This window comes from Segniliparus sp. (assembly GCF_051660745.1).
GTDB lineage: Bacteria > Actinomycetota > Actinomycetes > Mycobacteriales > Mycobacteriaceae > Segniliparus.
Genome location: NZ_JBOFQF010000002.1, coordinates 1 through 25,415, shown reverse-complemented (window position 1 = coordinate 25,415; position 25,415 = coordinate 1). Strand labels below are relative to the sequence as shown.

19 protein-coding genes, 1 tRNA gene and 1 pseudogene are annotated in these 25,415 nt (G+C 68.0%); 10 read left to right on the top strand and 11 right to left on the bottom strand.

The genetic code is table 11. The annotated features are described in order from the left end of the window. The first annotated feature begins 10 nt into the window (after positions 1–10). Together ACRC20_RS00235 and ACRC20_RS00230 are read left to right on the top strand one after the other, a co-directional pair. Positions 11–1,678 (top strand): annotated as a pseudogene (locus tag ACRC20_RS00235) (sodium:solute symporter family protein). Between the two features lie 16 nt (positions 1,679–1,694). Beyond that, positions 1,695–1,943 carry a hypothetical protein gene (locus tag ACRC20_RS00230; RefSeq protein ID WP_438684317.1) on the top strand — a complete coding sequence of 83 codons (249 nt, stop codon included), beginning with the start codon at positions 1,695–1,697 and terminating at the stop codon, positions 1,941–1,943. On the opposite strand, the gene ACRC20_RS00225 is transcribed toward ACRC20_RS00230, so the two are convergent. From ACRC20_RS00225 to ACRC20_RS00215, 3 genes are read right to left on the bottom strand one after another with little or no spacing between them, the layout of a single operon-like run. Further along, positions 1,940–2,518, bottom strand: coding sequence for a DinB family protein (locus tag ACRC20_RS00225; protein WP_438684316.1), 579 nt, complete (start codon positions 2,516–2,518; stop codon positions 1,940–1,942). The genes ACRC20_RS00230 and ACRC20_RS00225 overlap by 4 nt on opposite strands. Before the next feature lie 11 nt (positions 2,519–2,529). Next, positions 2,530–4,752 (bottom strand): AAA family ATPase, encoded by a 2,223-nt coding sequence (locus ACRC20_RS00220; RefSeq protein WP_438684315.1) that lies wholly within the window; start codon positions 4,750–4,752, stop codon positions 2,530–2,532. A 32-nt stretch (positions 4,753–4,784) separates the two neighbouring features. After that, the gene (locus tag ACRC20_RS00215; RefSeq protein ID WP_438684314.1) at positions 4,785–6,548 is read right to left on the bottom strand and encodes a CocE/NonD family hydrolase; all 1,764 of its coding nucleotides are present in this window, start codon (positions 6,546–6,548) and stop codon (positions 4,785–4,787) included. Between the two features lie 92 nt (positions 6,549–6,640). Here ACRC20_RS00215 and ACRC20_RS00210 point away from each other — a divergent pair, with 92 nt between their 5' ends. The 5 genes from ACRC20_RS00210 to ACRC20_RS00190 are packed head-to-tail and all read left to right on the top strand — an operon-like array spanning position 6,641 to position 10,132. Next, on the top strand, positions 6,641–7,183 hold the full coding sequence (locus ACRC20_RS00210; protein ID WP_438684313.1) for a MauE/DoxX family redox-associated membrane protein: 543 nt from the start codon (positions 6,641–6,643) through the stop codon (positions 7,181–7,183). Between the two features lie 22 nt (positions 7,184–7,205). Continuing rightward, on the top strand, positions 7,206–7,994 hold the full coding sequence (locus ACRC20_RS00205) for a thioredoxin domain-containing protein (protein WP_438684312.1): 789 nt from the start codon (positions 7,206–7,208) through the stop codon (positions 7,992–7,994). Next, on the top strand, positions 7,991–8,710 hold the full coding sequence (locus ACRC20_RS00200) for a DsbA family protein (RefSeq protein ID WP_438684311.1): 720 nt from the start codon (positions 7,991–7,993) through the stop codon (positions 8,708–8,710). The genes ACRC20_RS00205 and ACRC20_RS00200 overlap by 4 nt, the downstream gene beginning before the upstream one ends. Positions 8,711–8,715: 5 nt before the next feature. Continuing rightward, the gene (locus tag ACRC20_RS00195; RefSeq protein ID WP_438684310.1) at positions 8,716–9,489 is read left to right on the top strand and encodes a thioredoxin domain-containing protein; all 774 of its coding nucleotides are present in this window, start codon (positions 8,716–8,718) and stop codon (positions 9,487–9,489) included. Positions 9,490–9,499: 10 nt separating this feature from the next. After that, the gene (locus ACRC20_RS00190; RefSeq protein WP_438684309.1) at positions 9,500–10,132 is read left to right on the top strand and encodes a DsbA family protein; all 633 of its coding nucleotides are present in this window, start codon (positions 9,500–9,502) and stop codon (positions 10,130–10,132) included. A gap of 12 nt (positions 10,133–10,144) precedes the next feature. On the opposite strand, the gene ACRC20_RS00185 is transcribed toward ACRC20_RS00190, so the two are convergent. Both ACRC20_RS00185 and ACRC20_RS00180 read right to left on the bottom strand, forming a co-directional pair. After that, a complete protein-coding gene (locus tag ACRC20_RS00185) occupies positions 10,145–13,105 on the bottom strand; it encodes an RND family transporter (RefSeq protein WP_438684308.1) in 2,961 nt (986 codons plus the stop codon). Beyond that, positions 13,102–13,569, bottom strand: coding sequence for an MmpS family transport accessory protein (locus ACRC20_RS00180; protein ID WP_438684307.1), 468 nt, complete (start codon positions 13,567–13,569; stop codon positions 13,102–13,104). Before ACRC20_RS00180 ends, ACRC20_RS00185 begins: the two co-directional genes overlap by 4 nt. A gap of 261 nt (positions 13,570–13,830) precedes the next feature. Between ACRC20_RS00180 and ACRC20_RS00175 the strand changes: the two genes are divergently transcribed. After that, positions 13,831–16,935, top strand: coding sequence for an MMPL family transporter (locus tag ACRC20_RS00175; RefSeq protein ID WP_438684306.1), 3,105 nt, complete (start codon positions 13,831–13,833; stop codon positions 16,933–16,935). Between the two features lie 50 nt (positions 16,936–16,985). On the opposite strand, the gene ACRC20_RS00170 is transcribed toward ACRC20_RS00175, so the two are convergent. Beyond that, a tRNA-Ala gene (locus ACRC20_RS00170) sits at positions 16,986–17,058 on the bottom strand. A 193-nt stretch (positions 17,059–17,251) separates the two neighbouring features. Here ACRC20_RS00170 and ACRC20_RS00165 point away from each other — a divergent pair. Continuing rightward, on the top strand, positions 17,252–17,935 hold the full coding sequence (locus ACRC20_RS00165; RefSeq protein WP_438684305.1) for a TetR/AcrR family transcriptional regulator: 684 nt from the start codon (positions 17,252–17,254) through the stop codon (positions 17,933–17,935). Here the strand turns inward: ACRC20_RS00165 and ACRC20_RS00160 are convergent. The 4 genes from ACRC20_RS00160 to ACRC20_RS00145 form a co-directional block, all read right to left on the bottom strand. Next, positions 17,874–19,226, bottom strand: coding sequence for an acyltransferase family protein (locus tag ACRC20_RS00160; protein WP_438684304.1), 1,353 nt, complete (start codon positions 19,224–19,226; stop codon positions 17,874–17,876). The two genes, ACRC20_RS00165 and ACRC20_RS00160, sit on opposite strands and share 62 nt — an antisense overlap. Positions 19,227–19,518: 292 nt before the next feature. Then, the gene (locus ACRC20_RS00155; RefSeq protein WP_438684303.1) at positions 19,519–19,950 is read right to left on the bottom strand and encodes a hypothetical protein; all 432 of its coding nucleotides are present in this window, start codon (positions 19,948–19,950) and stop codon (positions 19,519–19,521) included. Between the two features lie 83 nt (positions 19,951–20,033). Further along, positions 20,034–21,758 carry a 2-oxoglutarate dehydrogenase, E2 component, dihydrolipoamide succinyltransferase gene (gene sucB / locus ACRC20_RS00150; protein WP_438684302.1) on the bottom strand — a complete coding sequence of 575 codons (1,725 nt, stop codon included), beginning with the start codon at positions 21,756–21,758 and terminating at the stop codon, positions 20,034–20,036. Between the two features lie 84 nt (positions 21,759–21,842). Next, positions 21,843–23,366 (bottom strand): leucyl aminopeptidase, encoded by a 1,524-nt coding sequence (locus tag ACRC20_RS00145; protein ID WP_438684301.1) that lies wholly within the window; start codon positions 23,364–23,366, stop codon positions 21,843–21,845. 72 nt (positions 23,367–23,438) lie between these two features. Between ACRC20_RS00145 and gcvT the strand changes: the two genes are divergently transcribed. Further along, the gene (gene gcvT / locus ACRC20_RS00140) at positions 23,439–24,563 is read left to right on the top strand and encodes a glycine cleavage system aminomethyltransferase GcvT (protein WP_438684300.1); all 1,125 of its coding nucleotides are present in this window, start codon (positions 23,439–23,441) and stop codon (positions 24,561–24,563) included. A 25-nt stretch (positions 24,564–24,588) separates the two neighbouring features. Here gcvT and ACRC20_RS00135 read toward each other — a convergent pair whose 3' ends face one another. Beyond that, entirely contained in the window at positions 24,589–25,329 is a 741-nt protein-coding gene (locus tag ACRC20_RS00135; RefSeq protein ID WP_438684343.1) for a DUF222 domain-containing protein, read from the bottom strand. Between the last annotated feature and the right edge of the window lie 86 nt (positions 25,330–25,415).

Here is a 25,415-nt window from a genome sequence, read left to right as displayed (position 1 = left end):
GGCGCTCGGGATGACGACGGGCGGGCTGCGGCTGGACGCGGGGTTTGTGGACTACGCGATCATCGCGGTCTACTTCCTCTTTGTGCTCGGCATCGGATTCCTCGCTCGCCGAGGCGTGTCCTCGAGCATCGACTTCTTCCTCTCCGGGCGGTCGCTGCCCGCATGGGTGACCGGCCTCGCGTTCGTCTCCGCGAACCTGGGCGCCGTCGAGGTGATGGGCATGTCGGCGAACGGGGCTCAGTTCGGAGCCGTTGGGGCGCATTACTTCTGGATCGGGGCGGTGCCCGCCATGCTGTTCCTCGGCGTGGTGATGATGCCGTTCTTCTACGGGTCAAAGGCGCGCAGCGTCCCCGAGTTCATGCTGCGCCGGTTCGGGCCCGGGGCGCACCTCGTCAACGCGCTGAGCTTCGCCGTGGCGCAAGTGCTCATCGCGGGTGTGAACCTGTATTTGCTCGGCACGGTCGTGAACATCCTCCTCGGCTGGCCGCTGTGGGCATCCGTGCTGGCCGCGGCCGCGATCGTGCTCTGCTACATCACGCTCGGCGGTTTGTCCGCTGCGATCTACAACGAAGTGCTGCAGTTCTTCGTCATCGTCGCGGCGCTGCTGCCGCTCACCGTCATCGGATTGCACAGGGTCGGCGGCTGGTCCGGGCTTGTGGCGAAAGTGGCGGCGGGCCCCGGCGGCGCGGGGCAGCTGAGCTCGTGGCCGGGGAACGAGCTCAGCGGGTTCTCCAACGGCTTCCTCTCCGCGCTCGGGATCGTGTTCGGCCTCGGCTTCGTGCTCGCGTTCGGCTACTGGACGACGAATTTCGTCGAGGTGCAGCGGGCGCTTGCCGCAGACTCCCTCTCGTCGGCGCGGCGCACCCCGATCATCGCCTCGTTCCCGAAGATGTTCATCCCGTTCATCGTGGTGCTTCCCGGGATGATCGCCGCTGTGCTGGTGCCGCAGCTGGCCGATTACAAAGCGGGCAAACCGGTCTCGGACTCCGGCGTCACCTACAGCAACGCGTTGCTGTAGGTGATGAAAGAGGTGCTGCCGACCGGCCTGCTGGGCCTCGCGATCACCGGCCTCGTCGCCTCGTTCATGGCCGGGATGGCGGCGAACGTCTCGGCGTTCAACACGGTGTTCAGTTACGACCTTTGGCAGCAATACGTCCGCAAGGGCCGTCCAGACCGGCACTATCTGCGCGTGGGCCAGCTCGCGACGGTCGGCGCGACCTTGACCGCAGTGGGCACGGCGTTCATCGCCTCGCACTACAACAACGTCATGACCTATCTGCAGACTCTGTTCGCGTTCTTCAACGCGCCCCTCTTCGCGACGTTCCTCCTTGGAATGTTCTGGAAGCGGATGACTCCTGCGGCAGGATGGGCGGGCCTGGTCGCGGGCACGCTCGCCGCGTTGGGCCTGTGGGGCGCGTTCGAGCTCGGCGTGTTCGCGCTCGCGGGACAAGGGCCGAACTTCCTCGAAGCGGGCCTGGCGTTCGTCGTGGACGTTGTCGTCAGCGTCGCCGTGAGCGCGGCGACCACGCCGAAGCCCGCCGCAGAGCTTGTGGGCCTCGTGTACAGCGCGACAACGCCGGAGGAGACGGACGAGCGGCTGCCGTGGTGGCAGCGTCCGACGCGCCTTGCGCTGGTCGGCCTGGTCCTGGTGGTCGCATTGAACGTGGTCTTCCACTGATCTGAAGGAGAGCGGGATGGTTCGAGAGAAGCGGCGGACGGCGGGGCTGTTCGACATCCGTGTCGTCATCGCCGCGCTGCTCGCGATCTATGGCGCGACGCTGGTCGTGGTCGATCTCGTCGACCGTGCGGAGGTCGTGGCCAAAACGGGCGGGGACGCGGACCTCTGGGTCGGAGCCGGGCTGCTGGCGGCGGCGGGGCTGTTCGCGGCGTGGGCGTTGTGGCGGCCGGTCGCGGTCCGCGACTCCCGCCAACCGCCGCGCTAGCTCGCCCTGTCGCGCCCGAGACGCGTGTACAGGTCGCGGAGCAGGGAGATCTCCGCGCCATGGTGGATGGCTTCGCGATGTATGTGCAGCACCAATGCCGCCATCGGATAGTCGGCGTAGGGTCCTTCGGCGGGTCCGCAGGGCCGGGCGAGGTCCTCGGGGCCGAGGCCGCGGACACCTCGTGCCCACGATCTGTGGGCGTCGTCCAGCAAGCCGAGCGCCTCGTCTGCTGTGCCGGGGTACTCGAAGCTCTCGTAGTCGACCGCAGACCCGCCGAAGTGCGCGGCGGTCCTGGTCCCGAACACCCCGACAATGACGTGGCACAGCCGCCAGGCGATGGTGGTCACCGGGGCGGGCTCGGGCGCGGGAGAGGCGTAGTCGAGGGTGAACGCGCCGCCACCGGCCTGGACAGGCGCCGTGCTCGTCCCTCGGGGGCGCACGTTCCAACAGTCGTCTGTCGGCTCCCAGAGGTACTCCGCGTCGGCGAGCCCGTCGAACCGGGGCCGTAGCTGCTCCCGCCAATGCCATTCGAGCTGTTCGGCCAGCTCGTGGGTCCAGTCGACCTGGCGCGCCATGGCGATCGCCCCTAACTCTGCCGCTGCTCTGCGTATGCCGCCAGATGGGCTGCTTGGACGGGGTCGAGCGACCCCGGGGTCGCCCGCAAGGCCGCCTCGACGTCGGCGCGGGTGATGTCCGTGGCTTCGATGTCCCGGCGCATCGCGGTGAGGGCGGCTTCGCGGAGGACGGCGGCGCAGTCGGCGGCAGAGTAGCCGTCGAGCTGCTCGGCCAGCTCGGCGAGCACCACATCGCCCGCGAGCGGGACGCCTCGCGCCGCGGCCCGCAGAATCGCCTCGCGGGCTTCGGCGTCCGGGGGCGGCACGTAGATCAGCCGTTCCAGCCTCCCCGGCCGCAGCAGGGCCGGGTCCACGAGGTCGGGACGGTTCGTCGCGCCGAGCACCGAGACGTCGCGCAGCTGCTCCACGCCGTCGAGCTCGGTGAGCAGGGCCGCCACCACGCGGTCGGCCACCCCGGAGTCGGCGGACTGGCCCCGCCGGGGGGCGAGGGCGTCGATCTCGTCGAGGAAGACGAGGGAGGGCGCGCTGTCACGGGCCCGGGCGAAGAGCTCGCGCACCGCCTTCTCCGACGAGCCGACCCACTTGTCCATGAGCTCGGCGCCCTTGACCGCGTGCACGGACAGCTGCCCGGAGCCTGCCAGCGCCCGGACAAGGAAGGTCTTCCCGCAGCCCGGCGGCCCGTAGAGGAGCACGCCGCGCGGCGGTTCCACGCCGAGCCGGGCGAAGGTGTCCGGGTGGCGCAGCGGCCACAGCACTGTCTCGGTGAGGGCTTGCTTCGTCTTGACCATGTCCCCGACGTCGTCGAGGGTGAGCCGTCCGATGGACAACTCCTCGCTCCCGGAACGGGACAACGGGCGGATCACCGACAGGGCGCCCTGCACGTCCTCCTGGGCGATGACCGGCGGCTCGTTCGACTGGCTCGCCCGCGCCGCCGCGCGCAGCGCCGCCTCGCGGACCAGCGCCGCGAGGTCGGCCGCGACGAAACCGGGGGCCCCGAGCGCGATCTCGCGCAGGTCCAGTTCCCCGGTGGGCGCCGTGCGCAACAAGACGCGCAACAAGTCCTCCCTGACTTGGCCGTTGGGGGAGGGCAGCGCCAAGACGCGGTCGCACAGGCCTGGGTCGCGCAGCCTGCGGTCCGCCCCTTCGGGATGGGCGGTGGTGGCCACGAGGGCGCACCCAGGGCTTTCGACGACTCTGCCGAGCTCGTCGAGCACGGCAGTCGCCACCGGCTCGGGCGTGGCGGGAAGCAACGCGTCGACATCGGTCACCAGGAGCACGGCGCGGCGGCGCACGGCTTCGTCTGCCGCCGCGCGGACCGCCTGCCGCCGCGCGTTCGACTCCAACGAGCCAGTGCCCGGCCCGTCCAGCTCCACCAAGGGCCTGCCTTGGACGACCGAGCGCACGAACGTCGCTTTGCCGACTCCGCCCGGCCCGGTGACGAGCGCTCCGAGGCGGGGCTCGACGCCGAGGGCGCGGAGCAGCTCCGGTTGGTCCAAGGCGAGCGCGAGCCATTCGCGGAGCGCGGCGACCTGCTGGCCGACGCCGACGAGCTCGGCGGGATCGCGCGTCGTCTGCCCGGCTCCGCGCTGCGGCTCCGACGGCTGCGGAGCTGTCTGCGCAGAGGCGTGCGCAGGGGTCTGCGGGGGAGCGTCGCGGACCGGCTCGGGGGCGTGCGCGTCCTCGAAGCCCACTGCGGAGTTCGGCTGCACGCTCACCGGGCCTGCCGGATCGGTCGCGACGACGGTGAGCAGCTCGCTGGTCCAGGTGATCCCGACCGACCTGGTGAGCGACTCGACGGCTGGGGCGGTGCTTGTGCCCGGACCCAGGTCTCTGGGCAGCAGCGAGACCGCGTCGCCGACCGAGAGCACCTTCCCGAGCAGCGCCAGCCGCAGGGCGCTCGGCGTGATCGAGGCTTTGGCGAGGACCGACCCGGAGAGCCGCGCCGACCGGGCCCCGACGACGCTTGTCTGGGACACCACGACCTCGCCGTTCTCGCGAAGCCCCGTGTTGGAGAACGTGACGTCGTCCAAGAGCGCCACGCCTGCGGGGAACCCGGACGGGGACAACCCCGCGACCGCGACGGTCGTCCTGGTCCCGAGCAGCTCGACCGCGTCCCATTCCCGCAAGCCCAACGCCGCGAGCACCTCGGCGTGCAACCGCACGACGCCGCGACGCGAGTCCGCGGCAGACGGGTTGAGCCGGGCGATGAGGCGCAATTGCGGTGCGGAGGTCACGAAAGAAGCTTAATCACCCGACCGGCAAGGGGTCAGCTGCTGGGAACGGTGGGCAAGGTGAGCCGCGCGCTGTAGTCGCCGAGGACGAGCGAGACCGGCGCGGGGCCCGGAGCCGCCATGTACGCCGGGTCGGAGCCGGCGATGGCGAGCTGGATTTTATGGCCGGGCGCGAATCGGTGCGCGACCCCGACGAGTTCGACCGCCACCGGGCCGTCGCCGCTGAACCGGGCCAGCGAGGGGAGCTTGGTGACGACGGCTGCGGTTCCGTCCGGAGCGACGTCGAGCAGGGTGACGAACACGGTGCCCGTGCCGGAGGACGACATGGACAACGCGAGCTTGCCCGCTCCGACGACGTCGACCGGTTGCGCGAGCGGGTCGCTGGTGAACGTTTTCGCGGGCCCGGCCCCGCCCGCCTGCTCGCGCGTGACGATCTGCTTGCCAGAGGCGGGGCCCGAGGGGATTCCCGCGAGCTGGCCGCCCTCGGCCAAGTACCACGACTGGTCGGGGCCCGCAGGGTAGTCGGGCGCGCGGCCGTACGTCTGCGCGGACTCCGTTCCCGGATGGTCGGACCAGGGGCAGTAGTAGCTGAAGCTCGCGCCGGGGTCCGCGTTTTGGTCGTCCTTGAGGTAGTGGTCGAGCCAGTGGATCACGTGCATGCTCGCGAAGGCGTGCTCGACTTTGTCCGGCGCGAAGCTCCAGCCGGAGTCGCCGACCGGTTCGCCGTGGTCCCATGGCGTGTCATGGCCGAACTTATGCCATAGAAGCTGCACGGGGACCTGCCGCTCGCGCAGCGCCTGGTAGGTCTTGAGCGCCTCGTTGAACGGCGCGAGGCGGTCTTCTTGTCCTTGCGCGAGCAGGACCGGGATCTTGATTTTGTCGACGAAGCTCTTCACGGAACGAGACAGCAGCAGTTGCTGCTGCGCCTCGGTGAGCTGCCCTTGTTCGCCAAGGTCGAGGAGGGCGTGGCAGGACACGGGGGCGATCCTGTCGCAGCCGTCGCCTTGTTTGAGGTCGCTGAGTTTGAGCCGAGGGTCGTGCTCGCCGCCGCGCAAGAGGCTTTCGGCGATCCCCGCCTTCGCGGATCCGGGCAGCGGGGCGGCACCGCTCTGCGTCGCGTAGTTCGGCGCGAGCTCCTGGTTCAAATCGTTCCAGGTGAGAGATGGGACGAGCACGTCGATCCGTGGATCGTGCGCGGCGGCGACGAATTGGATCTGTCCGCCGTAGGAGCCGCCGATCATCCCGACCCTCGGGTCGTGCTGGGCGTGGCCGTTCGCGTGGTCGTGGTCGTCGGCCTGCACGACGGAGAGCGACGGCAGCGGTTTGGCATGGCCCGCGTCGGCGAATGCGAGCCCGGGGGCGCCTGCGAGGTAGTCGACCAGTTGGCTGACGACCGCGCCCTCGTAGTCTGGGTCGTCGAGGTGGATCTGGCATCCCGACCCCTCGTGCCCGAGCTGGGTGTACGCGAGGATCACGTACCCGCGCTTGGCGAGCTCCGCGTCCATCTCGCTCTCCTGCGTCTTCGTCGCGCCGAATCCGTGCGAGTAGATGAGCGCCGGAACGCGGTGTTCGGCGCTGGCCTCCGAGGGCAGGTACAGGTCGGCGTCGATATCGCACGGCTGGTCCCGCTTCGGGCCGGTGAGCGCCGCGATGTGCTCGTGCCGCAGCATGAACACCCCGGAGCGCTCGTCGGAAGGCGCGGGCGCGGAGCTCGAGCATGCGGTGGAGGCGAAGGCCGAGGCGGTTCCGATCAGCGCGAGGGCGAGAAGCCTTGGGGGACGGGCTGGGCTGGGGGGCACATGTTGAAATTACCGGGTTTTTCTGAGAACAGCGTCAGAAAGCTCTGTCACATCCCAAGGAGACAGCCCGTTGTGGCGGGTATCATGCGGCTGTGGTTGATGATCGGAAATCAGGGCTCGCGCGGCTGGCGCCTGCCGTGAGCCTTCTCGCGAGGCTGGGGCTCGCCGCCGTCTGGCTGTACGCCGGATTCCCCAAATTGTTCGGCGACCCGGTCCAGAACGAGCTCGCGGTCTCGGCGTACCAGTTGTTGCCGGACTGGGCGGTGCGGCCCGTGGCGGGGATCCAACCGGGTCTGGAGGTCGCGCTCGGCGTGCTGCTCCTGGTGGGCCTCGGCGTGCGCGTGGTCGCAGTCGTGAGCGCCGTCGTGCTCGCGGGCTACATCGCGGGCATCGCCTGGGTGTGGGCGCACGGCTATCAGATCGACTGCGGGTGCTTCTCCAAGGGCGGCGAGGACCTTTCCGCCACTGGTCTGGGATACGCCAAAGACATCGCAAGGGACGCGGGATTCCTCGCGCTCGCGCTGTGGCTCGCGGTGAAACCCAGGTCGTGGGCCGCGCTCGGTCCGCGCTCCCGGCTCACGGTTCCGCTAGAATCGTCGCCGGCTCCTGCTGAAGCCTGCCCTGCCGAGAAATAGTCGACGAAAAACCGAGGCGTAGATGACGATCAAGACGAAGACCCAGTCGAAGAAGGGCGCCGCGAAGACAGCAGCGCGCAAAGGCCCGGGACCGCGAGTCGGCGAATGGCTGCCCTGGGCGGCCGGGGCATTGGTGATCGTGGCGCTCGCCGCCGGTGTCTGGTGGGGGATCAAGCAGCAGTACCCGGAGGACAACACGAAGTACGACCCGGTGCTGGCGACGGTGGGGAAGCCGGAGGCCGCGGTGTCGTTGGACGTGTACGAGGACTTCATGTGCCCGGCGTGCGCGGAGTTCGAGGCGGCGTACGGGGAGCAGGTCGCGAAGGCGGTGGGCGAGGGCAAGCTGCGGGTGCGGTTCCACATGTTGAACTTCTTGAACAAGAATTCGGCTTCGGGGGACTACTCGTCGAGGGCGGCGGGGGCCGCGTTGGCGGTGTTCCAGAAGGCTCCGGACAAGTTCCTCGCGTTCCACTCGAAGCTGTTCTCGCAGGACACGCAGCCGCGCGAGGGCAGTGAGAGCGATTTGTCGAACGACCAGCTGGCGCAGCTCGCCGAGGGCGTCGGCGCGGGCGCGGCGGCGGCGGACATCCGCTCCGGCGCGGACGTGAAGACGGCCGCAGGCTCGGCCTCGGCCTCGATCCACCAGCTCCAGGGGATCACCAAGAGCGTCTCCACGCCGACGATCCTCAAGGACGACAAGCCGCAGAATTGGCAGCGCGACCAGCAGTGGCTCCAGAAGCTTCTCGGCGCCCCCGACGCCGCTCCTGCTTCGGCTCCGGCAGAGGTCCCCGCGCCCAAGCCTGCGGGATGATCTCGGGCGCGGGCAAGTTCTGGGTCTGGGTCGCGGGCGGTGCCGCCGTCGCGGTCGCGATCCTCTTGACCGGCGCGTTCATCAGCCAGAGCAAGAGCGCTCAGGCGGTTTCGCCGAAGCCCGCGACCGCAGCCGCCCCGGCGGCTCGGCCGGACGTCCCGCCCCCGCCGCGCCCCCTCGAGGTCGGCAACCCGCGCGCGCCGCTTGTGATCGACGTGTACGAGGACTTCCTCTGCCCGGCCTGCGCAGGGTTCGAGCACCGGTACGCGGACCAGGTCTCCGCCGCCTGGCAGCAAGGCGCGCTGCTCGTCCGCTACCACCTCCTCGCCGTTTTCGACGGCAGGTCCGCCTCGGGCAGCTATTCGTCCCGGGCGGCTGGCGCGGCGATCTGCGTGCACGAGGAGGACGCGGAAGCTTTCCCGCGATTCCACGCGACGCTCTTCCAATCCGGAGCCCGTCCGGAGGAGGGCTCGACGGCGGATCTCTCCAACGACCAATTGGCGCAGCTCGCCGCCGAGTCGGGCGCCTCGGCGCGGGCGGCGGACTGCGTGCGCCAGGGCGCCAGGGTCGAGCAGGCGAAAGCAGCCGCACGCGCAGGACTGCACGAGCTCTCGGCGATCGCCACCGGACAGCTCGTCACCCCGACCGTGGTCAAAGACGGAAAGATCGTCGATTTCACGAACAAGGAGTGGCTGACAAAGCTGCTAGGAGGATAAGAACGATGACGCACCAGGCTTCCCCGTCCCCGGACTTCCCGCCGCCGAAGCCGCCGAAGTCGAAGCTGCCGCTCGTCTTCGGCCTGCTCGCCGGAGCACTGACGTTGCTTTGCGCCGTCGGGGCGGTCGCCTCGGTGTGGCTGTGGGGCGCGAAGCAGCGGGAGAGCCGGGCCGCAGAAACCACGGCCTCGCAGGAGCAGCCGACAACGACGGCAGCCGCGTCGCCGGACCCGGTGCTGGCGACGGTGGGCAGGCCGGATGCCGCCGTGGTGTTGGACGTGTACGAGGACTTCATGTGCCCGGCATGCGGGGCGTTCGAGGAAGCTTATGGGGAGCAGGTCGCGAAGGCGGTGGGCGAGGGCAAGCTGCGGGTGCGGTTCCACATGTTGAACTTCTTGAACCGAAGCTCGGCCTCGAAGGACTACTCGTCGCGGGCGGCAGGCGCCGCGTTGGCGGTGTTCCAGAAGGCTCCGGACAAATTCCTCGCGTTCCACTCGAAGCTGTTCTCGCAGGACACGCAGCCACAAGAGGGCAGCGAGAGCGATTTGTCGAACGACCAGCTGGCGCAGCTCGCCGAGGGCGTCGGCGCGGGCGCGGCGGCGGCGGACATCCGCTCCGGCGCGGACGTGCAGGCGGCGGTCGGCGCCGCGAGCGCCGCGACGAACGAGCTGAGCGGGCTGCTGCACGGACGTGTTTTCACGCCTGCGGTGCTCAAGGACGGCAAGCCGGTGGACTGGGCGCACGACCAGCAGTGGCTCGAACACCTTTCGGGCTCGTAAAGTGGCAGCTATGCCCAGGCTCCGCGCTGCTCTTCTCGCCTCGTTCTTGACCGCTCTGTCCGCAGCTGTGGCTCCAGGAGCCGGGGCGGACCCCGCCGACACGGCGCTCGCGACGGTCGGTGGCGACGACGCGGCTGCAGTCGTCGACGTGTACGAGGACTACCTCTGCCCGTACTCGGCGGCGTTCGAGCGAGAGTTCGGGGACCGGATCGCCCGCGCCACGGCGAGCGGGAAGTTGCAAGTCAGATACCACATGCTGCATTTCCTCGACCCGAGGTCCGCTTCCGGCGACTACTCCTCGCGCGCCGCTGGAGCCGCGTCGGCGCTGTTCCAGCACGATCCGGAAGATTTCGCGGCGCTGCACAAGCGGCTCTTCGCGAAGGGGACGCAACCGAAGGAGCACGGCGCGAGCGACCTGTCGGACGATCAGCTGGCGGCGATCGCGCAGGAGCTCGGCGCGGACGACTCGGCCGTCACGGAGATTCGGGGCGCGGACGAGACCGCCGCCGCCCATGACGCGGGGGAGCGGTCCGCCGAAGAGCTCCGCGAGACCGTCGGCAAAATCTCGGTCCCGACAGTTGTGGCGCACGGCAAGAAGGTCGACCTGGACGACAAGAACTGGCTCAGCAAGCTCGTCGGGTGAAGCCCGCCTGCCTCACCTGCCTCGGCGCAAGGCGCTGACCGGGCGGGGCCGCACTTTCATCGGCCACCAGAACCAGCGCCCGAGCAGCGTGGCGATGGCCGGTGTGACGAACGTGCGGATGAGCAGGGTGTCGATCATCAGGCCGATGCCGACGGTGGTGCCCACCTGTCGGATCGAGTTGAGGCTGCTGATCAGCATGCCGAACATCGTGAAGGCGAACACCACGCCTGCCGTGGTCACGATCGAGCCGGTCGACCCCATAGCCCGGATGAGGCTGGTCTTCAGCCCGGCCCCGGTGGCGACTTCCTCCTTGTACCGGGAGATCAGCATCAGGTTGTAGTCCGATCCGACCGCCACGATGATGATGAAGGAAATGGGGAGCACGAGCCAGTTGAGCGGCTTGTGGAGGAGGTGCTGCCAGAGCAGGACGCCCATGCCGAACGCCCCGGTGTAGGAGAACGCCACCGTCGCGACGATGGTGAGGGCGGCCCCGAGGCTCTTGGTGATGAACAGCATGATCACGAAGATCAGCGCGAAGGCGCAGATCGCCGCGATGGCGAAGTCCAAATCGGCCGCGTCTTGGACGTCCATGTAGTTGGTGCCCGCGCCGCCGAGATACACCTTCGACCCGGCGAGCGAGGTTCCTTTGATGCCCTCGCGCGTTGCCTCGAGGATGGCCCTGGCGTGCACGATGCCCGCCTCGCTCAGCGCGTCGCCCTCGTGGGTGATGATGAACCGGGTGGACTTCCCGTCCGGGGACACGAAGAATTCCAGGCCGATCTTGAAGTCCGGATTGACGAAGGCGGACGGCGGCATATAGAACACCTCGTCGTTGCGCGCGTCGTCGTAGGCCTTGCCCATCGGGAGCGCGTCGGGGAGCGCGGACTCGGTGAGCGCCACCTGTGCCTGCTGGATGCTGATCTGCTGGCGGGTCAGGTCGATCTGCTGCTTTGTCTGCTCGATCGTCTGCTCGGTCAGCGCGATGTTCTGCTTGGTGAGCGCGATCAGTTGGGGCTGGAGCGCGTCCGTGCGCTGCGAGTCGGCCGTGGTGATCGCCATTTCGTCGGCGGTCTTGTCCAGCTGGTCCATCATGTCGAACATCGACCGGCCCGCCCAGCACCAGGGCAGCTCGTAGCAGTAGGTCTCCCAGTAGAAATAGTTGCGGAACGGGCGGAAGTAGTCGTCGACGTAGCCCATGTCGTCGCGCATCTGCTGGGTGATGGCCAACGACCGCTCGGCCGACCCTCGGGAGCTGTGCGCGATGTCGGACTGCTCCTCCTGCAGGGCGAGCTGGTTCTTCAGGACGGCGAGCTGCTTTTCCGAGATCAGCTCCGTGTGCGCGGAGACCTCCGCGAGCTGCTCCATCTTGCCGATGTTGTCCTTCATGATCTGCAGCGTCGCGGCGGAGTTCGACGAGCTGCCGCCGAGCGCGAAGGCGAGGGTGGCGTGTTCCATGGGATGGCCCTCGGGCCTGGTGATGCCCTGGACTTCCGCGACGCCGGGGACGCGGAAGATCGTCTTCGCGACTCGCTCGATGGCGACCATGCTCTGCGGGTTCTTCAGGTCGTGGTCGGCCTCGATCATGAGCATCTCGGTGTTCATCTTGCCGGGCGGAAAGTGCCGGTCGGCGGCTTGGAAGCCGAGGTTGGACGCGGTCCAGCTCGGCTGGGAGTGCTGATCGTCGTAATCGACGTGGTAGGTCAGCACCGTCGCAGCCCCGATGACGACCAGCACCGAGCTCGCGGCGAGCACCGGGACGGGCCAGCGGACGACGATGGTTCCGATCTTGCGCCACCCTCTGCTCGCGGGCTTGTCCTTCGGGTCGTACCAGCCGAAGCGGTTGCCGAGGGCGAGCATCGCGAAGCCCATGGTGAGCGCGATCAGCGTGGTCAGCATCATGGCGACGCAGCAGGCGCCCGCCATGGTGCTGAAGTAGTTGAGCCGGGTGAAGCCGAGGCAGAACATCGCGCCGGTCACCGCGAAGCCGGAGCCGAGGATGACGTGCGTGACGCCGCGAACGGCGTCGTAATAGGCCTCTTCCCTGTCCAGGCCTGCGGAGCGGGCCTCGCGGTAACGGCCGACGAGGAAGAACCCGTAGTCGGTCCCCGCGCCGAGGACCAGCGTCACCACGAAGTTCGCGCCGAAGGTGGAGATCGGGATCAGGTGGAGGTGCGCGAGGGCCGCGACCAGTCCGCGCGCGGCGAGCAGCTCGGTCACGACGACGACATACTGCAGGACGGCGGCCATGGGCGAGCGGTAGAGGAGGTACATCCGAACGCCGATCATGCCCAGGGTCAGGTACAGGATCCAGCGCATGCTGTCGGTCGCGACTTTGATCGTGTCCGAGGCCAAGGCGGCAGGCCCGGTGACATAGACCTTGAGCCCCTGCGGGACGGGCTTGAGGCCCGGAGTGTCCGGGTACTGCTGGGGGTGCGTGTCGGCCCACACCCGGTCGCGCACCGCGTTCACCGACTCGGTCGCCTGCGCCTCGCCGATGTTGCCGGTCATGCGCACGAGCACGTACGCGGATTTGCCGTCGTTGCTCTGGGCTCCCGCCGAGGTGACTTTCTTGCCCCACAGGTCCATGACGTACTGCACATGCGCCTTGTCGCCCTGCAGCCTTCGGAGCAGGTCGTCGTAGTACGCGTGGTCCTGCGCGTCGAGCTTGCGGTCCTGCGCTTCGAGGACGACCATGGTGATGCTGGTGGACGAGGACTCGTGGAACACGTCGCCGATGTGCAGCATCGCCTTCTGCGAGGGCGAGTCGAGCGGGACCATCGGGCCCGCGAGCTTGATGGAGACAGTGTCGATCTGCGGCGGGAAGACCTCCACCACGACGGTGAAGAGGATCCAGAAGACGAGGATCGGCAACGCGAGGACGCGGATCGCCTTCGCGAGGAAGGGCTTCTTCGTCGGGGCCTGCGCTGCCGCGCCCTGCGGGGCGTGCGGCTCGGCGGTGTGCGGCGCGCTCATGCGGACAACACCACGCAGGTGACCGTCGCGCCGGGGTTCGAAAGGGAGACTTCCTTTCGGAGCACGTCGTCGACGAGGATGCGGCAGGTGAGCTGGTCGCCCTTCACCCTGGCGACGATGGTGGCGGAGACCGTGGTGAGGAACGTCGTCTCGGTGAACGACCAGGGCAACGAGGTCAGCACGAGGTCGTGCGGCTGCCCGTCGACGTCGAGATAGGTGACCTGCCCGCCGCCGCCGATGTCGCCGTCAAGCTCGAAGGTGACGTGTTTGGGGATGAATTTCACGACGTCGCCCGCGTTCCTCGGCGTCGCCTTGTCGTTCTCCGTCTGGAAATACATCGAGCCGATCCTGTCGATGGCCAAGACGACGAGCGCGACGAGGACGGCGGTCACGAAATACAGCCAATACCGGCCGAGGAGGGATTTCTTCTCCCGCCTGCCCGCCGTGCTTTCGCCCTGGCCCATCGCGCCGCCTTTCGCCATCCTGTCCCGGCCCGCCCGGGGAAGTTATGTTAGTTAGTCTGACATAACTAATGCTACGGAAGTGTAGCAGGCCCCAAATGCTGCTTTCGCCGGGAAGCCTCGGGCTCGCGGGGCGGGCGTCGTGCCGCAAAGGCGGTGTTCCGCAGGGTGATCCATCTTATGGTATATGTCATACGGCACTCGACGGGTCTCTGCCGAACAGGTGGCGAAAGCCGGGTGCGCTTATGACGAAAGGTCCAAGCCATGGGAAGACCGCACGGCGAAAGCAGCCCGTTCATGGGGAGGGTCGGGCGTTTCTGCGCCCGTCGGGCGTGGTGGGTCGTCGGTTTCTGGGCCGTGCTCATCGGCATGCTCAATCTCGTCGTGCCGCAGTTGGAGAAAACCGTCGGGCAGCACTCCGCGCCGTTCATTCCGGGGAACATCCAATCGACGAAGACTCTGCTGCAGATGTCCAAGGATTTCGGCGTCCAGCAGTCCACCTCGATCGGCAGCGTCGTGGTGGTGGACGAGCACGGCTTCGGGCCTGCGGAGGAGGCATTCGTCCGCCGCCTGGTGGACGCGCTGCAAGCGGACAAGGAGAATGTCTCGTTCGTCCTGGACACCTACCATAACGAGCAGACCAAGAGCATCGCGCTCAGCCCGGACGGCAAGGCGATCAATTTCATCGTCGCGGGCACCGGCGACGTCGGATCGACAAAAGCGCACCAAAACGTCAACACGACCCGGGCGATGATCGCGGGCCTGGCGAAACCTCCTGGCTTGGAGGTCTACTACACCGGCTCGGCGCCCGAACTGGCGGACTTGTTCACCGCGATGGACTCGTCGCTCGTCGTCATCACCGGGGTCTCCGTCGTCTTGATCTCGCTGCTGCTCTTCGCGGTGTACCGGTCCTTCGTCACCGCGTCGGTCCCCTTGCTGACCATCGGCTACGCCTTGGGCCTCGCGCGCCCGGTCGTCTCCTGGCTGGGGCTGCACGGGGCGCTGCCCATATCCAATTTCACGATCTCGCTCATGACCGCGATGATCCTCGGCGGCGTGACGGACTACGCCATCTTCGCCGTGGCGGCGTACCACGAAGCGCGTCGGGACGAATTGCCGGTGGTGGACGCCGTGGCCCGGTCCGCGGCGAAAACCTCGCCCATCGTCGTTGCCTCGGTGCTGACCATCGCGGCGGCGGCGCTCTCTATGGTCTTCGCCGAAGTCGGCATGTTCAAAACAGCGGGCCCGCCCATCGCCATCGGCATCGGCCTCGGCTTGTTCGTCGCGTCGACGCTGCCGTACGCCTTGCTCGCCATCCTCGGCAAACGCGGGCTGGCCGAGCCCCGCCCGCTCGACGAGCGCAAGTGGCGGCGGACGGGCGTGCGGATCATCCGGCATTCTCGCGCGCTGACCGCGGCGGCGTTGGCGCTGCTCCTCGCGTTGGCTTCCGTGCTGCTCACCTTCCGGATGAACTTCGACGAGAACGCCATGCAGCTCCGGCATTCGGAGAGCGCGGCAGGCTTTGAGAAGGTCGACCGGCATTGGGGAGTGAACGAGGCTTCCCCGGACTTCCTCATCGTCCGCGCGGACCACGACATGCGCGACACCGACGACCTCGCGGCGTTGGAGCTGATCGCGATGAGCGTCGCGAAACTGCCAGAGGTCGCCTACGTCCGCTCCATGACCCGTCCGACCGGCGAGCCGCTCGGCCAAACCGCCATCGGCTATCAAGTCGGCGTCGTCGGCGGCCGCTTGGGCGAGGCGAACGACCAGCTCACGCGTTCGGCCCCCCAGCTGGCCAGGCTCGCGGCGGGGGTCGGCAGGCTCCGCTCCGGGGCGGGCTCCGCGAGCGCGCAGCTGCCCCAGCTCGTCTCCGGGGTGCAGCAGCTCGCGGGCCTCGCGCACGGGCTTCTCGACTCCTACCAGCGGGCCGACCAGTCGATTCACGCCGCCACGGGCGGCGAGTACGGCGCGAAGTCCGCTGTGAGCGACCTCGGCGGGTCGGTCGACCTCCTCGAGTCCACCCTCGCCGACATGGACGAGGCCCTCCGGAACAACGGCCTGCTCTTCTGGGCCATCACGACGATCAACACGTTCCTCGGCCCTGTTGCGGCAGAGGACCTCGGCCCGGACTGCGCGCCGAATCCGATCTGCTCGAAACTGCACGCGGACCTCGCCGAGCTCGACAGAACTTCCAACGGCTCCCTCGGCAGGGCGTTGCGGCTCCTGCACGACATGGGCGGGGACCCGCTCGGGTCGATCCAGCGCGCGCAGGACTCGCTGCCCGCGCTGCGGGCCTCGCTCGCGTCCGTGCAATCCCTGCTGAACCAGGTGAGCGGCAAGTCGCCCGACCAGGTCAAAGCCCAACTCGCGCAATTGGTCGGCGGGACCGAGCGGCTTGCGGGCGGCATGGCCCAGCTCGTCGGCGGGCTGAACCAAGTGCAGACCGGGATGGACCAGGTCCTCGACCTCACGAACCAGTTGGGCGCGGGCCTGCAGACCGCCTCCGACTATTTGTCCCAGGTCGGCCAGCACACCTCGCAAGGTCCTGGCTCGGGGTTCTATCTCCCGCCGCAGGGGTTCGAGGACCCAGGCTTCAAAGCCGGGTCCGAGCTGCTGTTCTCCCCGGACGGCAAGTCGGCCCGCATGATTGTGGTTTGGAAGGGGAACGCGGCAGGCTACGAGACGATCAACGCCACTCGCAAGGTGGGCGAGACCGCGCGCAACATGGCGAAAGGGACGGTGCTGGAGAACGCGCAGTTCCACTCGACCGGACTCGCCTCGCTCTCCGCGGATATGCGAGACCAGGTCTGGCGGGATTTCACCATCTTCGGGATCGTCGCCGTCATCGGCGTGCTCCTCGTCCTGATCGTCCTGTTGCGCAGTATTTTGGCTCCGCTCCTCATGGTCGGGACGGTCGTCCTCTCCTATGCCGCGGCAATGGGGGCGAGCGTGCTGGTGTGGCAGCACATCCTGCATATCGACCTCGACTGGGCCGCATTGCCCGTGTCGTTCATGGCGTTGATCGCCGTGGGCTCGGACTACAGCATGCTCTTCGCGCTGCGGATCCGAGAAGAGTCGGAGCACAGGGGGATGCTGCAGGGCCTGGTCCGAGGGTTCGGCAGCACCGGCAGCGTCATCACAACGGCCGGAGTCGTCTTCGCGATCACGATGTTCGCGTTGATGAGCGGCAGCGTGATGAACTTGCTGCAGATCGGCTTCGCCATCGGGGTCGGGCTCTTGCTCGACATCACCGTGGTGCGCACGATTCTTGTTCCGGCGATGCTCGCGCTCGTCGGGGACCAGATCTGGTGGCCGAGCGCCAGTTCGGCCCGCCGGACTCGGCGAGCCGAGGCGCGAACCCCCTGAAACGCCAAGCGGCGCAGATCAGAAACTCGTTCTGACCTGCGCCGTTTCGGTGGAGCTAAGGGGACTCGAACCCCTGACCCTCACACTGCCAGTGTGATGCGCTACCAGCTGCGCCATAGCCCCATATGCAATTTGAGCCTGGTTCACCCTACACGCTTCGCGGATTTTCTCCAAATGCGGAGCTTCTCCAATGAAGGGGCCACGGCGGGGGAATCTCATGCCAGACTGCCCAGTCTGCCTGCTGCGAGCGCATCTGAATCGTCACAGCTCGATTTCTAAAGTGGAGTTCTGTTACAGAATATGGGAAATTTAACCAGTGTCTTCAGCTCGTGATCTTCGCAGAGAGTTAGTCGAGGCGTCGCTGGGCCTGCTTGCCGACCATGGTCCGGACGCGTTGCAGGCCCGTCGGGTCGCCGCTGCCTGCGACACCTCGACGATGTCGGTCTACACCTACTTCGGCGGTATGAAGCAGTTGCTCACGGCGGTCGCGGAGGAGGGCCTGCACCGGTTCGCCGAGAAATTGGAGCTCTTGGAGCCGAGCGACGACCCGGTGGCCGACCTCGCGGTGTACACCTTCCTGTACCGGCGTTTCGCATTGGACAATCCGCACCTCTACCGGCTCATGCTCGGCGAGGCCTCGGCGCACGGAGTCTCCGTGCCGGTCACCTTCACCGTGCCCTCGATCAGCAGGGGAGAGGTGCAGCCGGAGCTCGGCATCATTCTCGTGATCGCCAACGCTGTGCAGCGCGCGATCGACTCGGGGCGCATCCGAGGCGGCGACCCGGTGTCGATGATCCTCCAGTTCTGGAGCGCCATGCACGGCTACGTGCTCTTGGAGATGGCGGGCTACCTCGGGCACGACAACGACGGGCTGGAGTCGGTCCTCCTGCCGCTCGGCGCCTCGGTCCTGCTCGGCTGGGGGGACACGCCCGAGCAGATCAGGAAGTCTCAGCAGTTCGGCCTTGAGCTGCTCGCGAAACTGGAGAAGAAGCAGCGGTAGCGGTCGCGCGCGCCAAGGCCAGCGAAGCGGCCATCGCCCCGACTCCCCACAATCCGACGACCTGCGGCCCGAGCCGGGCCAGCGCCAGCGTGCTCGCCCCTGCGCAGATCAAGAGCGCTCCGACGACCGGGCTGCGCCATCCCGGGGCGGAAACCTTGTCGTCCCACCAGGGCAGCGGCCTCGTCTCGAGCGGCCGCAGCAGGAGGAACGCGACGAGGACGAGGAAGAGGAAGAGCGGAGCTTGTTCCGCCTTGTCCGGCCAGAGGCCGGGCGAGGTTTGCGACGTCGGCAGCAGCCCCGCGACGATCAACGCGCCGTCCATGCCGAAGAGCACCACCCAATGCCACAAGTAGAGCGTCATCGCGCCGGTGTTGCCGATGGCGACCACCCGCCACGCCTGCGGGTGGCTCATGAGCCTGCGCAGCCAGGGGGCGAGGAGGACGGCGAGCCCGCACAGGCACACCGAATGCCCTGCCAACAGCAGCGACGGGGGCGTGAAGTTCGAGATGTGCGACTGGTCCGCGGTGCTGAGCATGGCGATGGCATAGGGCCCGGCCAAGCACAGCGCGAGGTCGGCCGCCAGCGCGGTCGCGAACATCGCGGCTCCGACCAGCCGGGGGATGAGCTCTTTGCGGTAGCCGACGCCGAGGGCGGTCGGGATGAGCCAGACGAACACGAAGTTCGGGGCCCCGATCTGCCAATCGGACCCCCATGTCCAGCGCGCCGCGTCGACGAGGGCGGTGAGCCCGTACAGGCCCGCGACGACCAGGGCCAGTTGCCGTCCTGTGGTGATTTTCGAGAGGAGCGGGACGAACGCGAGGCAGACGGTGTACACCCCGAGGAACCAGAGCAGCACGAAGATCTGCGGCACCGCGATAGCCATCGCGTCCTGCGGGACGAACTGCTGGCAGATCAGGACGAGCAGGAAGATGGCCGCGACGAACCACAGCGTGGGGCGGTAGAGGCGCTGGCAGCGGGCGAGCAGCCAGCCGCCCCAGCTCGCCCCGGATTGCCACGAGCCGAGGCTCGCCGCGCCGCCCGCGAAGAAGAAGAGCGGCATGATCTGCATGCCCCACGTCAGCCATTGCAGCGCCGTGGAGTCGTCGAGCGCGCCTGCCGCGCGGACGCACTGCCTCGGCTCGGCGCATGCGGCGTCGAAATAGAGCACCACCAAGAGGAGGTGCCCGACGACCACGACTCCCAACGAGAGGATGCGCAGAAAGTCGATCGAGCGGTCCCGGCTCGCAGGCGTGCCCGCCTCGATCGCGGCGGCGGAGGGGAAGAGTCTCATACGGTTTGCTTTCGGTGGTGGGGCAGTGTGGTCGCTCGGACGAGCATGGGCACGGAGCCGACCATGGCCCCCGCAGGCTTCGCGAGCGGGCGCCTGCGCAGAAGCACAACGGCATCACCTGGAAGATCCAGGTGATGCCGTTGGAAGACAGCCTGCCGGGCGAGCGCGAGAATCCGAATGGCTTCGACGGCCCGGTCCCTCGTCTCCGGGGTCGCCGATTCGACCTCCTGTGCAGTGGGACCCGCGAACACCCCGCCATATTAGCGTCTGGCGGCGGCCCCGGCGATCAAGATCAGCCCCAGTACGACTTGCAGGCGTTCTGGACGTCCTGCTGCGCCTTCTGGACCGAGCCCAGCGGACGCTGCAGCCGGTCGTACTTCTCTTGCCGGTTCACGGACTCCGCGAGGTCGCGCATCGAGTGCGCGTACGTGACGAAGGCGTTCTGGATGTTGTCCGGGTAGCCCTTGTCCTTGGCCAGATCGTTGACAGTGAGCGCGGCTTCGTTCAGATCGGCCGCGACGTCGTGCCAGTACGCCTTCGAGTCGTCGTCCTCGTGGCTGTCCTTGAACTCGATCCACCGGGAGTTGGCCTTCTGGTTGGCGTCCCGGTACTGGTTGCAGGCGTCCTTGGCGCTGGTGTCGGCGAGCGCGGCGGGGGCGAGGAGCCAGGAGGAGCTGAGGCACACGGCGGCGAGCGCGGGCACGGCGGTACGAATGATCTTCATGCCCATATCCTGAGGCATGGCGTTCCCGCACGCAATCCGAGCCCGGAAACCTACAGAATCCTCACAGGAATCCAGCGCTCACGTCAGAGCCCGAGGTCGGCCTCGAACGCCCCTTCTTCCAGGCGGTGCTTGATCGTGGTGAGGAAGCGGCCCGCGTCGGCCCCGTCGATGAGACGGTGGTCGTAGGTGAGCGGCAGGTACACCATCGAGCGGATCGCGATGACCTCGTCGCCGGATTCTTCCTTCACGACGACAGGGCGGCGGACGATCGAGCCGGTGCCGAGCATCGCGGCCTGCGGCGGCACCAAGATCGGGGTGTCGAAGAGCGCGCCCTGGCTGCCGATGTTCGTGATGGTGAAGGTGCCGCCTGCCAGCTCGTCGGGCTTGAGGTTCCCGGAACGGGCCCGAGCCGCGATGTCGGCGATGGCGCGGGCGAGCCCGGCCAACGAGAGGTCGCCCGCGTTGTGGATCACCGGAGAGAGCAGGCCCTGCTCGGTGTCCACCGCGATGCCGAGGTGCTCGGCGTCGTAGTAGGTGATCTCTTTGGCCTCTTCGTTGAACGAGGCGTTCACGTTCGGATGCGCCTTGAGAGCCTCGACCACGGCCTTCGCGAAGAACGGCAGGAAGGTGAGGTTGACTTTCTCACGCTCTTGGAAGCCTGTCTTCGCCTTGCCGCGCAGCGCCGCGATCTTGGTCACGTCGACCTCGAACGTCTGCGTGAGCTGCGCGGTGGAGAGCAACGACTCGCGGGTCTTCTTGGCCGTGATCTGCCGGATCCGGTTCACCTTCTGCGTGGTGCCGCGCAGATGCGAGAGGGCGGGCGAGGCGGCAGGAGCCGCAGCGGCGGCCGGGGCCTGCGGCGCGGCGGCGGGGGCGCTTCCCGCTTGCGGGGGTTTCTTGCTCTCGGCCGCGTCGAGCACGTCTTGCTTGCGGATACGGCCGCCGATGCCGGATCCGGCGACTGTTTCGAGGTCCACGTTGTGCTCGCGGGCAAGCTTGCGGACCAGCGGGGTGACGTAGGGGCTCGCGCTCTCGTCCTCATCCGCGGCCTCCTGCGGAGCCGCTTGCGGTTCCGGCTGGGGCGCAGGCGCAGGTTGGGCGACGGGGGCGGCCTCGGCGACGGGGGCCGGGGCGACAGGGGCTTGCGGCGCGGGCTCGGGAGCTTTCACGGGCTCGGGAGCGCTCGGAGCCGGGGCGGCGGGAGCGGCTCCGGAGCCGATGATCGCGAGGTCGCCGCCGACCTCGACCACGGCGTCCTCGCCTGCGAGGATCTTCTGCAGCACGCCAGCGGCGGGGGAGGGGATCTCGGTGTCGACCTTGTCGGTGGAGATCTCAAGGAGCGGCTCGTCGAGGGCGACGGTGTCGCCCTCCTTCTTCAGCCAGCGCGTGACGGTTCCCTCGGTGACGGACTCGCCGAGCGTCGGCATCGTCACCGTCGTGCCAGGGGCCTCTGCGACGGGCGCGGCCTCGGCGGCAGGAGCCGGAGCGGCAGGGGCTTGCGGCGCGGGCTCGACCGGAGCGGGCGCCGGGGCCGGGGCCTCCGCTTGCGCGGGCGCCGGGGCGGACTCGCCCTCCGCAGAGATCACCGCGAGCTCTCCGCCGACCTCGACGACGGCGTCTTCCGGGGCGACGATCTTCGACAGCACACCAGCGCTAGGCGAGGGGATCTCGGTGTCGACCTTGTCCGTGGAGACCTCAAGCAGCGGCTCGTCGGTTGCGACGGTGTCGCCCTCGTTTTTGAGCCAACGGGTGACGGTCCCTTCGGTGACGCTTTCGCCGAGCGCAGGCATCCGAACCGAGATAGGCATGTCCTGGTGTCTCCTCACATGGTCTGGTGGAGTTTCGTCTTCCTCTCCGCAGAGCCTACCCCGTGACCATGGCGGGCCCGCGTGCTATCCCCGCTGCACGATGTCTTCGAGCACCGCGACGAGGGTGCGGACGGGGACTCCGGTCCCGCCTTTCGGCGTGTAACCATGCGCGGAGCCGGTGTTGTACGCGGGGCCAGCGACGTCGAGGTGCGCCCACGAGACGTCGGGGGTGACGAACTCCTTGAGGAAAAGCGCCGCCGAGAGCATGCCGCCGTTGCGGTGGTTCGTGACGTTCGCGAGGTCAGCGAGGGGAGACTTCAGATCGTCGGCGAGCTCTTCGGGCAGCGGCATGGACCAGCCGCCCTCGCCGACCGAGCGGGAGATCTCGGAGACCCGGTCGCGGAACTCCTCGGTCCCCATCACTCCGGGGGTGCGGGCGCCGAGCGCGATCATTTGCGCCCCTGTGAGTGTTGCCACATCGATCAGGTAGACCGGGTCGCGCTCGCACGCCGACACGATGGCGTCCGCGAGGATGAGCCTGCCCTCCGCGTCGGTGTTGATGACGAGCGTGGTCTTGCCCCCGTACTGCGTGATGACGTCGCCGGGGCGCTGGGCGGTCGCGGACGGCATGTTCTCGACCATCGGCAGCGTGGCGGTGATGTTGAGCGGGAGCGCGAGTTTCGCCGCTGCGAAAAGGGCCCCCGCCACGGCGGCGGCTCCGCCCATGTCGGACGTCATGTTCTCCATGCCCGCTGCGGGCTTGATCGAGATGCCGCCAGTGTCGAACGTCACCCCTTTGCCGACCAGGGCGACGTCGATCCCAGCGGTTTTGTCTTTCCGGCCCCGGTATTCGAGCTTCACGAGACGGGGCGGCCGGGACGAGCCTTGGCCGACTCCGACGACGCCGCCGTACCCGTCCTTCACGAGCTGCTTCTCGTCCAAGACCTCTGCCGCGACGCCGAGGTCTTTGGCGATCGCGACGACGCGGGCGGCGAAGCTGTCCGGGTAGAGGTGGTTCGGCGGCGTGTTGACGAAGTCGCGGGCGGCCGAGACGGATTCGACGACGGACTGCGCGTGCGCGAGGTCGGCCTTGGCCTGCGCGGAACGCGGATGCCCGACGAGGAGCCGCAGCTGTTTCGCGCGGCCGGCCGGATCGGCGGAGGCCGATTTGTATGTGTCGAATTTGTAGCCGCCGAGGACGAACCCTTCCACGGTCGCGCCGAGGTCGAGCTCGGAGAGCGTGGTCGCGATGTTGCCCGTCTCACCAAGGGCGCGGGCGGCGACGCCTGCGGCCCTGCGGATCCGCTCGGGGTCTTCGCCCTCCTCCGCAGTGCCGAGGCCAACGGCGAGCACGCTCGTCGCGTTCACGTCGACAGGAGCGGGGACGCGAAAAAGCTCAAGGGCTTTGCCCTTGGCCCCGACGCTGCGCAGGGATCGGACGAGCTCGTCGGCCTGCGCGGAGGAGAGGGCCGAGCCGAGGACTTTGATCTCACCGCCCCCTGTCGAGACCACGCCGACCAGCAGCACCTCGTCGGCTTGGCGCAATGCCGAGTCGAGCATGAGCTTCGGCAGCACGGTGAGTGGATCGTTATGCTTCGACTGATCCATAAGAACGTCCCGACTTTCTTCGACCGTGGCTCGCGCCCTGCTGCTTCACTGCAATCCGCTACTGTAGCGAGCATGGGAAGTGACGATCAACCCGAACTGGTGCAAGAAGGCCCGATCCCGCAGATCCACGAGTCGCTCGGCGCGAAATTCGCCCCGTTCGGCGGGTGGCGCATGCCGTTGTCGTACTCGGGCGTGGTCTCTGAGCACACTTCCGTCCGCGAGCGGGTCGGCGTCTTCGATGTGAGCCACCTCGGCAAAGCGCTGGTGGCAGGTCCGGGCGCGGTCGATTTCGTGAACCGGTCGCTCAGCAACGACCTCGGGCGCATCCGTCCCGGCAAGGCCCAGTACACCCTGTGCCTGGCCCCCGACGGCGGCGTGATCGACGACCTCATCGCGTACTACGTGAGCGACGAGGAGATCTTCTTGGTGCCCAACGCGGCGAACACGGCCAGCGTGGTCACGGCGCTCGAGGCGGTTGCCCCGCCGGAGATCCGGGTCACGAACCAGCACCGCGACTACGCGGTGTTCGCCGTGCAGGGGCCGAAGTCCCAAGAGGTGCTCGAACGGCTGGGCATTTCGTACCCCGAGGAGTACATGGCGTACGTGGACGCGGAGGTTCCGGTCGAGTCTGGTTCTGTCGTCGTGCGGATTTGCCGCACCGGCTACACCGGCGAGCACGGATACGAGCTGATTCCCACGTGGTCGGACGCCCCTGAGGTGTTCTCGGCGGTCTTGGAGCAGGTCAAAGCGCTCGGCGGCGAGCCTGCCGGGCTCGGGGCGCGGGACACGCTGCGCACAGAGATGGGGTACGCGCTGCACGGGCACGAGCTCGCGCTGGACATCTCGCCGGTGCAGGCCGGAGTCGAGTGGGCCGTGGGCTGGAAGAAGCCCGAGTTCTTCGGGCGCGAAGCCGTTGTGGCCGAGAAAGAGCAAGGGCCCGAGCGGAAGCTCTTCGGCCTGAAGGCCGTGGAGAAGGGCATTCCGCGCCGGGGCAACGCCGTCCGCAGAGGCGGAGAGGCGATCGGCGAGGTCACGTCTGGCACATTCTCGCCGACTTTGAAGACGGGAGTCGCCTTGGCTCTGCTCGACTCGACATCCGGAGTCGCGGTGGGCGACGAGGTCAGCATCGACGTGCGTGGTCGTGAACTGCACTGCGAAATTGTGAACCCGCCGTTCGTGGAGGCGCACGTCCGGTAAACCGAGGGCGAGCCAGATATCTTGCTCAGCCTGGATTGGTGGTGTGGTGCTGGCCGGTTGGCGATGTCCAGTGGACGGTTCCGTCGGGTGATTGTTGGTCTCGCCAGTGTCCGTGTGTTTTGGCGCTGGGGGCACCTCCCACGAGTTCTGCGAGTGGGGGAGGGTGGTGTCGGCACAATCGTTTGAGGTTGTCTGGGACGGTGAAGCCGCCTGCGCTGGGATCTTCGTGGTCGAAGGGAACCGTGTGGTCGAGTTCCGTTCGCGCGCTTCGGTAGCAGCCGGGGAACCTGCAGTGCTGGTCGCGCGCATTCACATGGGTTTCGAGAGCCGGTGCTGGCTTGTATTGGTCGGGGTCTGTGGTGAATTTGATTCGTTTTGCTGTTTTGGCGAGCATCCGTGCGAGTTCGGGGTCAATCGGGGCGCCGTCGAGGAGCGCGGGGATGTCGTCTTTTCCGATGAGGGCGGGGAGTTGGACGACGAGTTCGATGTTCTTGGCGTGCCGTGCGGGTCGTTGCGCTGCCTTGCAGGTGGGCTTGTCGCATTGGCAGGCGAGTTGGTGCTCAGATCCGAGGATCGCGAGTGCGTCGCTGTGGCGGGTGAAGATGGGGCGTGGATCGTCGGGGCACACCGTGCGGGCGATGGCGTCGAGGCGTTCGCGGAGTTCTGCTGCTGCTTCGAGTGGCATGGTGCCGCGCAGGTCGGACAGACGTGCCGGGCGGAGCCCGGAGTGTCCAGAAAGCTCAGTGCCGTCGCTGACTGGGGTGATGGTGAACGAGCGTTGTTTATGCGCCCGCTCCCGCCGCCGCTTGCACTATTCGGGGTCCAGTCGCAGGTACTGGGCCTCCATGAGGT

What these genes read in the sequence shown, in the direction of transcription:
- ACRC20_RS00205 (WP_438684312.1), top strand. Translation starts at nt 7,206, where the DNA reads ATGACGATCAAGACGAAGACCCAGTCGAAGAAGGGCGCCGCGAAGACA.
- ACRC20_RS00195 (WP_438684310.1), top strand. Translation starts at nt 8,716, where the DNA reads ATGACGCACCAGGCTTCCCCGTCCCCGGACTTCCCGCCGCCGAAGCCG.
- ACRC20_RS00200 (WP_438684311.1), top strand. Translation starts at nt 7,991, where the DNA reads ATGATCTCGGGCGCGGGCAAGTTCTGGGTCTGGGTCGCGGGCGGTGCC.
- ACRC20_RS00160 (WP_438684304.1), bottom strand. Translation starts at nt 19,226, where the DNA reads ATGAGACTCTTCCCCTCCGCCGCCGCGATCGAGGCGGGCACGCCTGCG.
- ACRC20_RS00155 (WP_438684303.1), bottom strand. Translation starts at nt 19,950, where the DNA reads ATGAAGATCATTCGTACCGCCGTGCCCGCGCTCGCCGCCGTGTGCCTC.
- sucB (WP_438684302.1), bottom strand. Translation starts at nt 21,758, where the DNA reads ATGCCTATCTCGGTTCGGATGCCTGCGCTCGGCGAAAGCGTCACCGAA.
- gcvT (WP_438684300.1), top strand. Translation starts at nt 23,439, where the DNA reads ATGGGAAGTGACGATCAACCCGAACTGGTGCAAGAAGGCCCGATCCCG.
- ACRC20_RS00185 (WP_438684308.1), bottom strand. Translation starts at nt 13,105, where the DNA reads ATGAGCGCGCCGCACACCGCCGAGCCGCACGCCCCGCAGGGCGCGGCA.
- ACRC20_RS00230 (WP_438684317.1), top strand. Translation starts at nt 1,695, where the DNA reads ATGGTTCGAGAGAAGCGGCGGACGGCGGGGCTGTTCGACATCCGTGTC.
- ACRC20_RS00190 (WP_438684309.1), top strand. Translation starts at nt 9,500, where the DNA reads ATGCCCAGGCTCCGCGCTGCTCTTCTCGCCTCGTTCTTGACCGCTCTG.
- ACRC20_RS00225 (WP_438684316.1), bottom strand. Translation starts at nt 2,518, where the DNA reads ATGGCGCGCCAGGTCGACTGGACCCACGAGCTGGCCGAACAGCTCGAA.
- ACRC20_RS00175 (WP_438684306.1), top strand. Translation starts at nt 13,831, where the DNA reads ATGGGAAGACCGCACGGCGAAAGCAGCCCGTTCATGGGGAGGGTCGGG.
- ACRC20_RS00145 (WP_438684301.1), bottom strand. Translation starts at nt 23,366, where the DNA reads ATGGATCAGTCGAAGCATAACGATCCACTCACCGTGCTGCCGAAGCTC.
- ACRC20_RS00180 (WP_438684307.1), bottom strand. Translation starts at nt 13,569, where the DNA reads ATGGGCCAGGGCGAAAGCACGGCGGGCAGGCGGGAGAAGAAATCCCTC.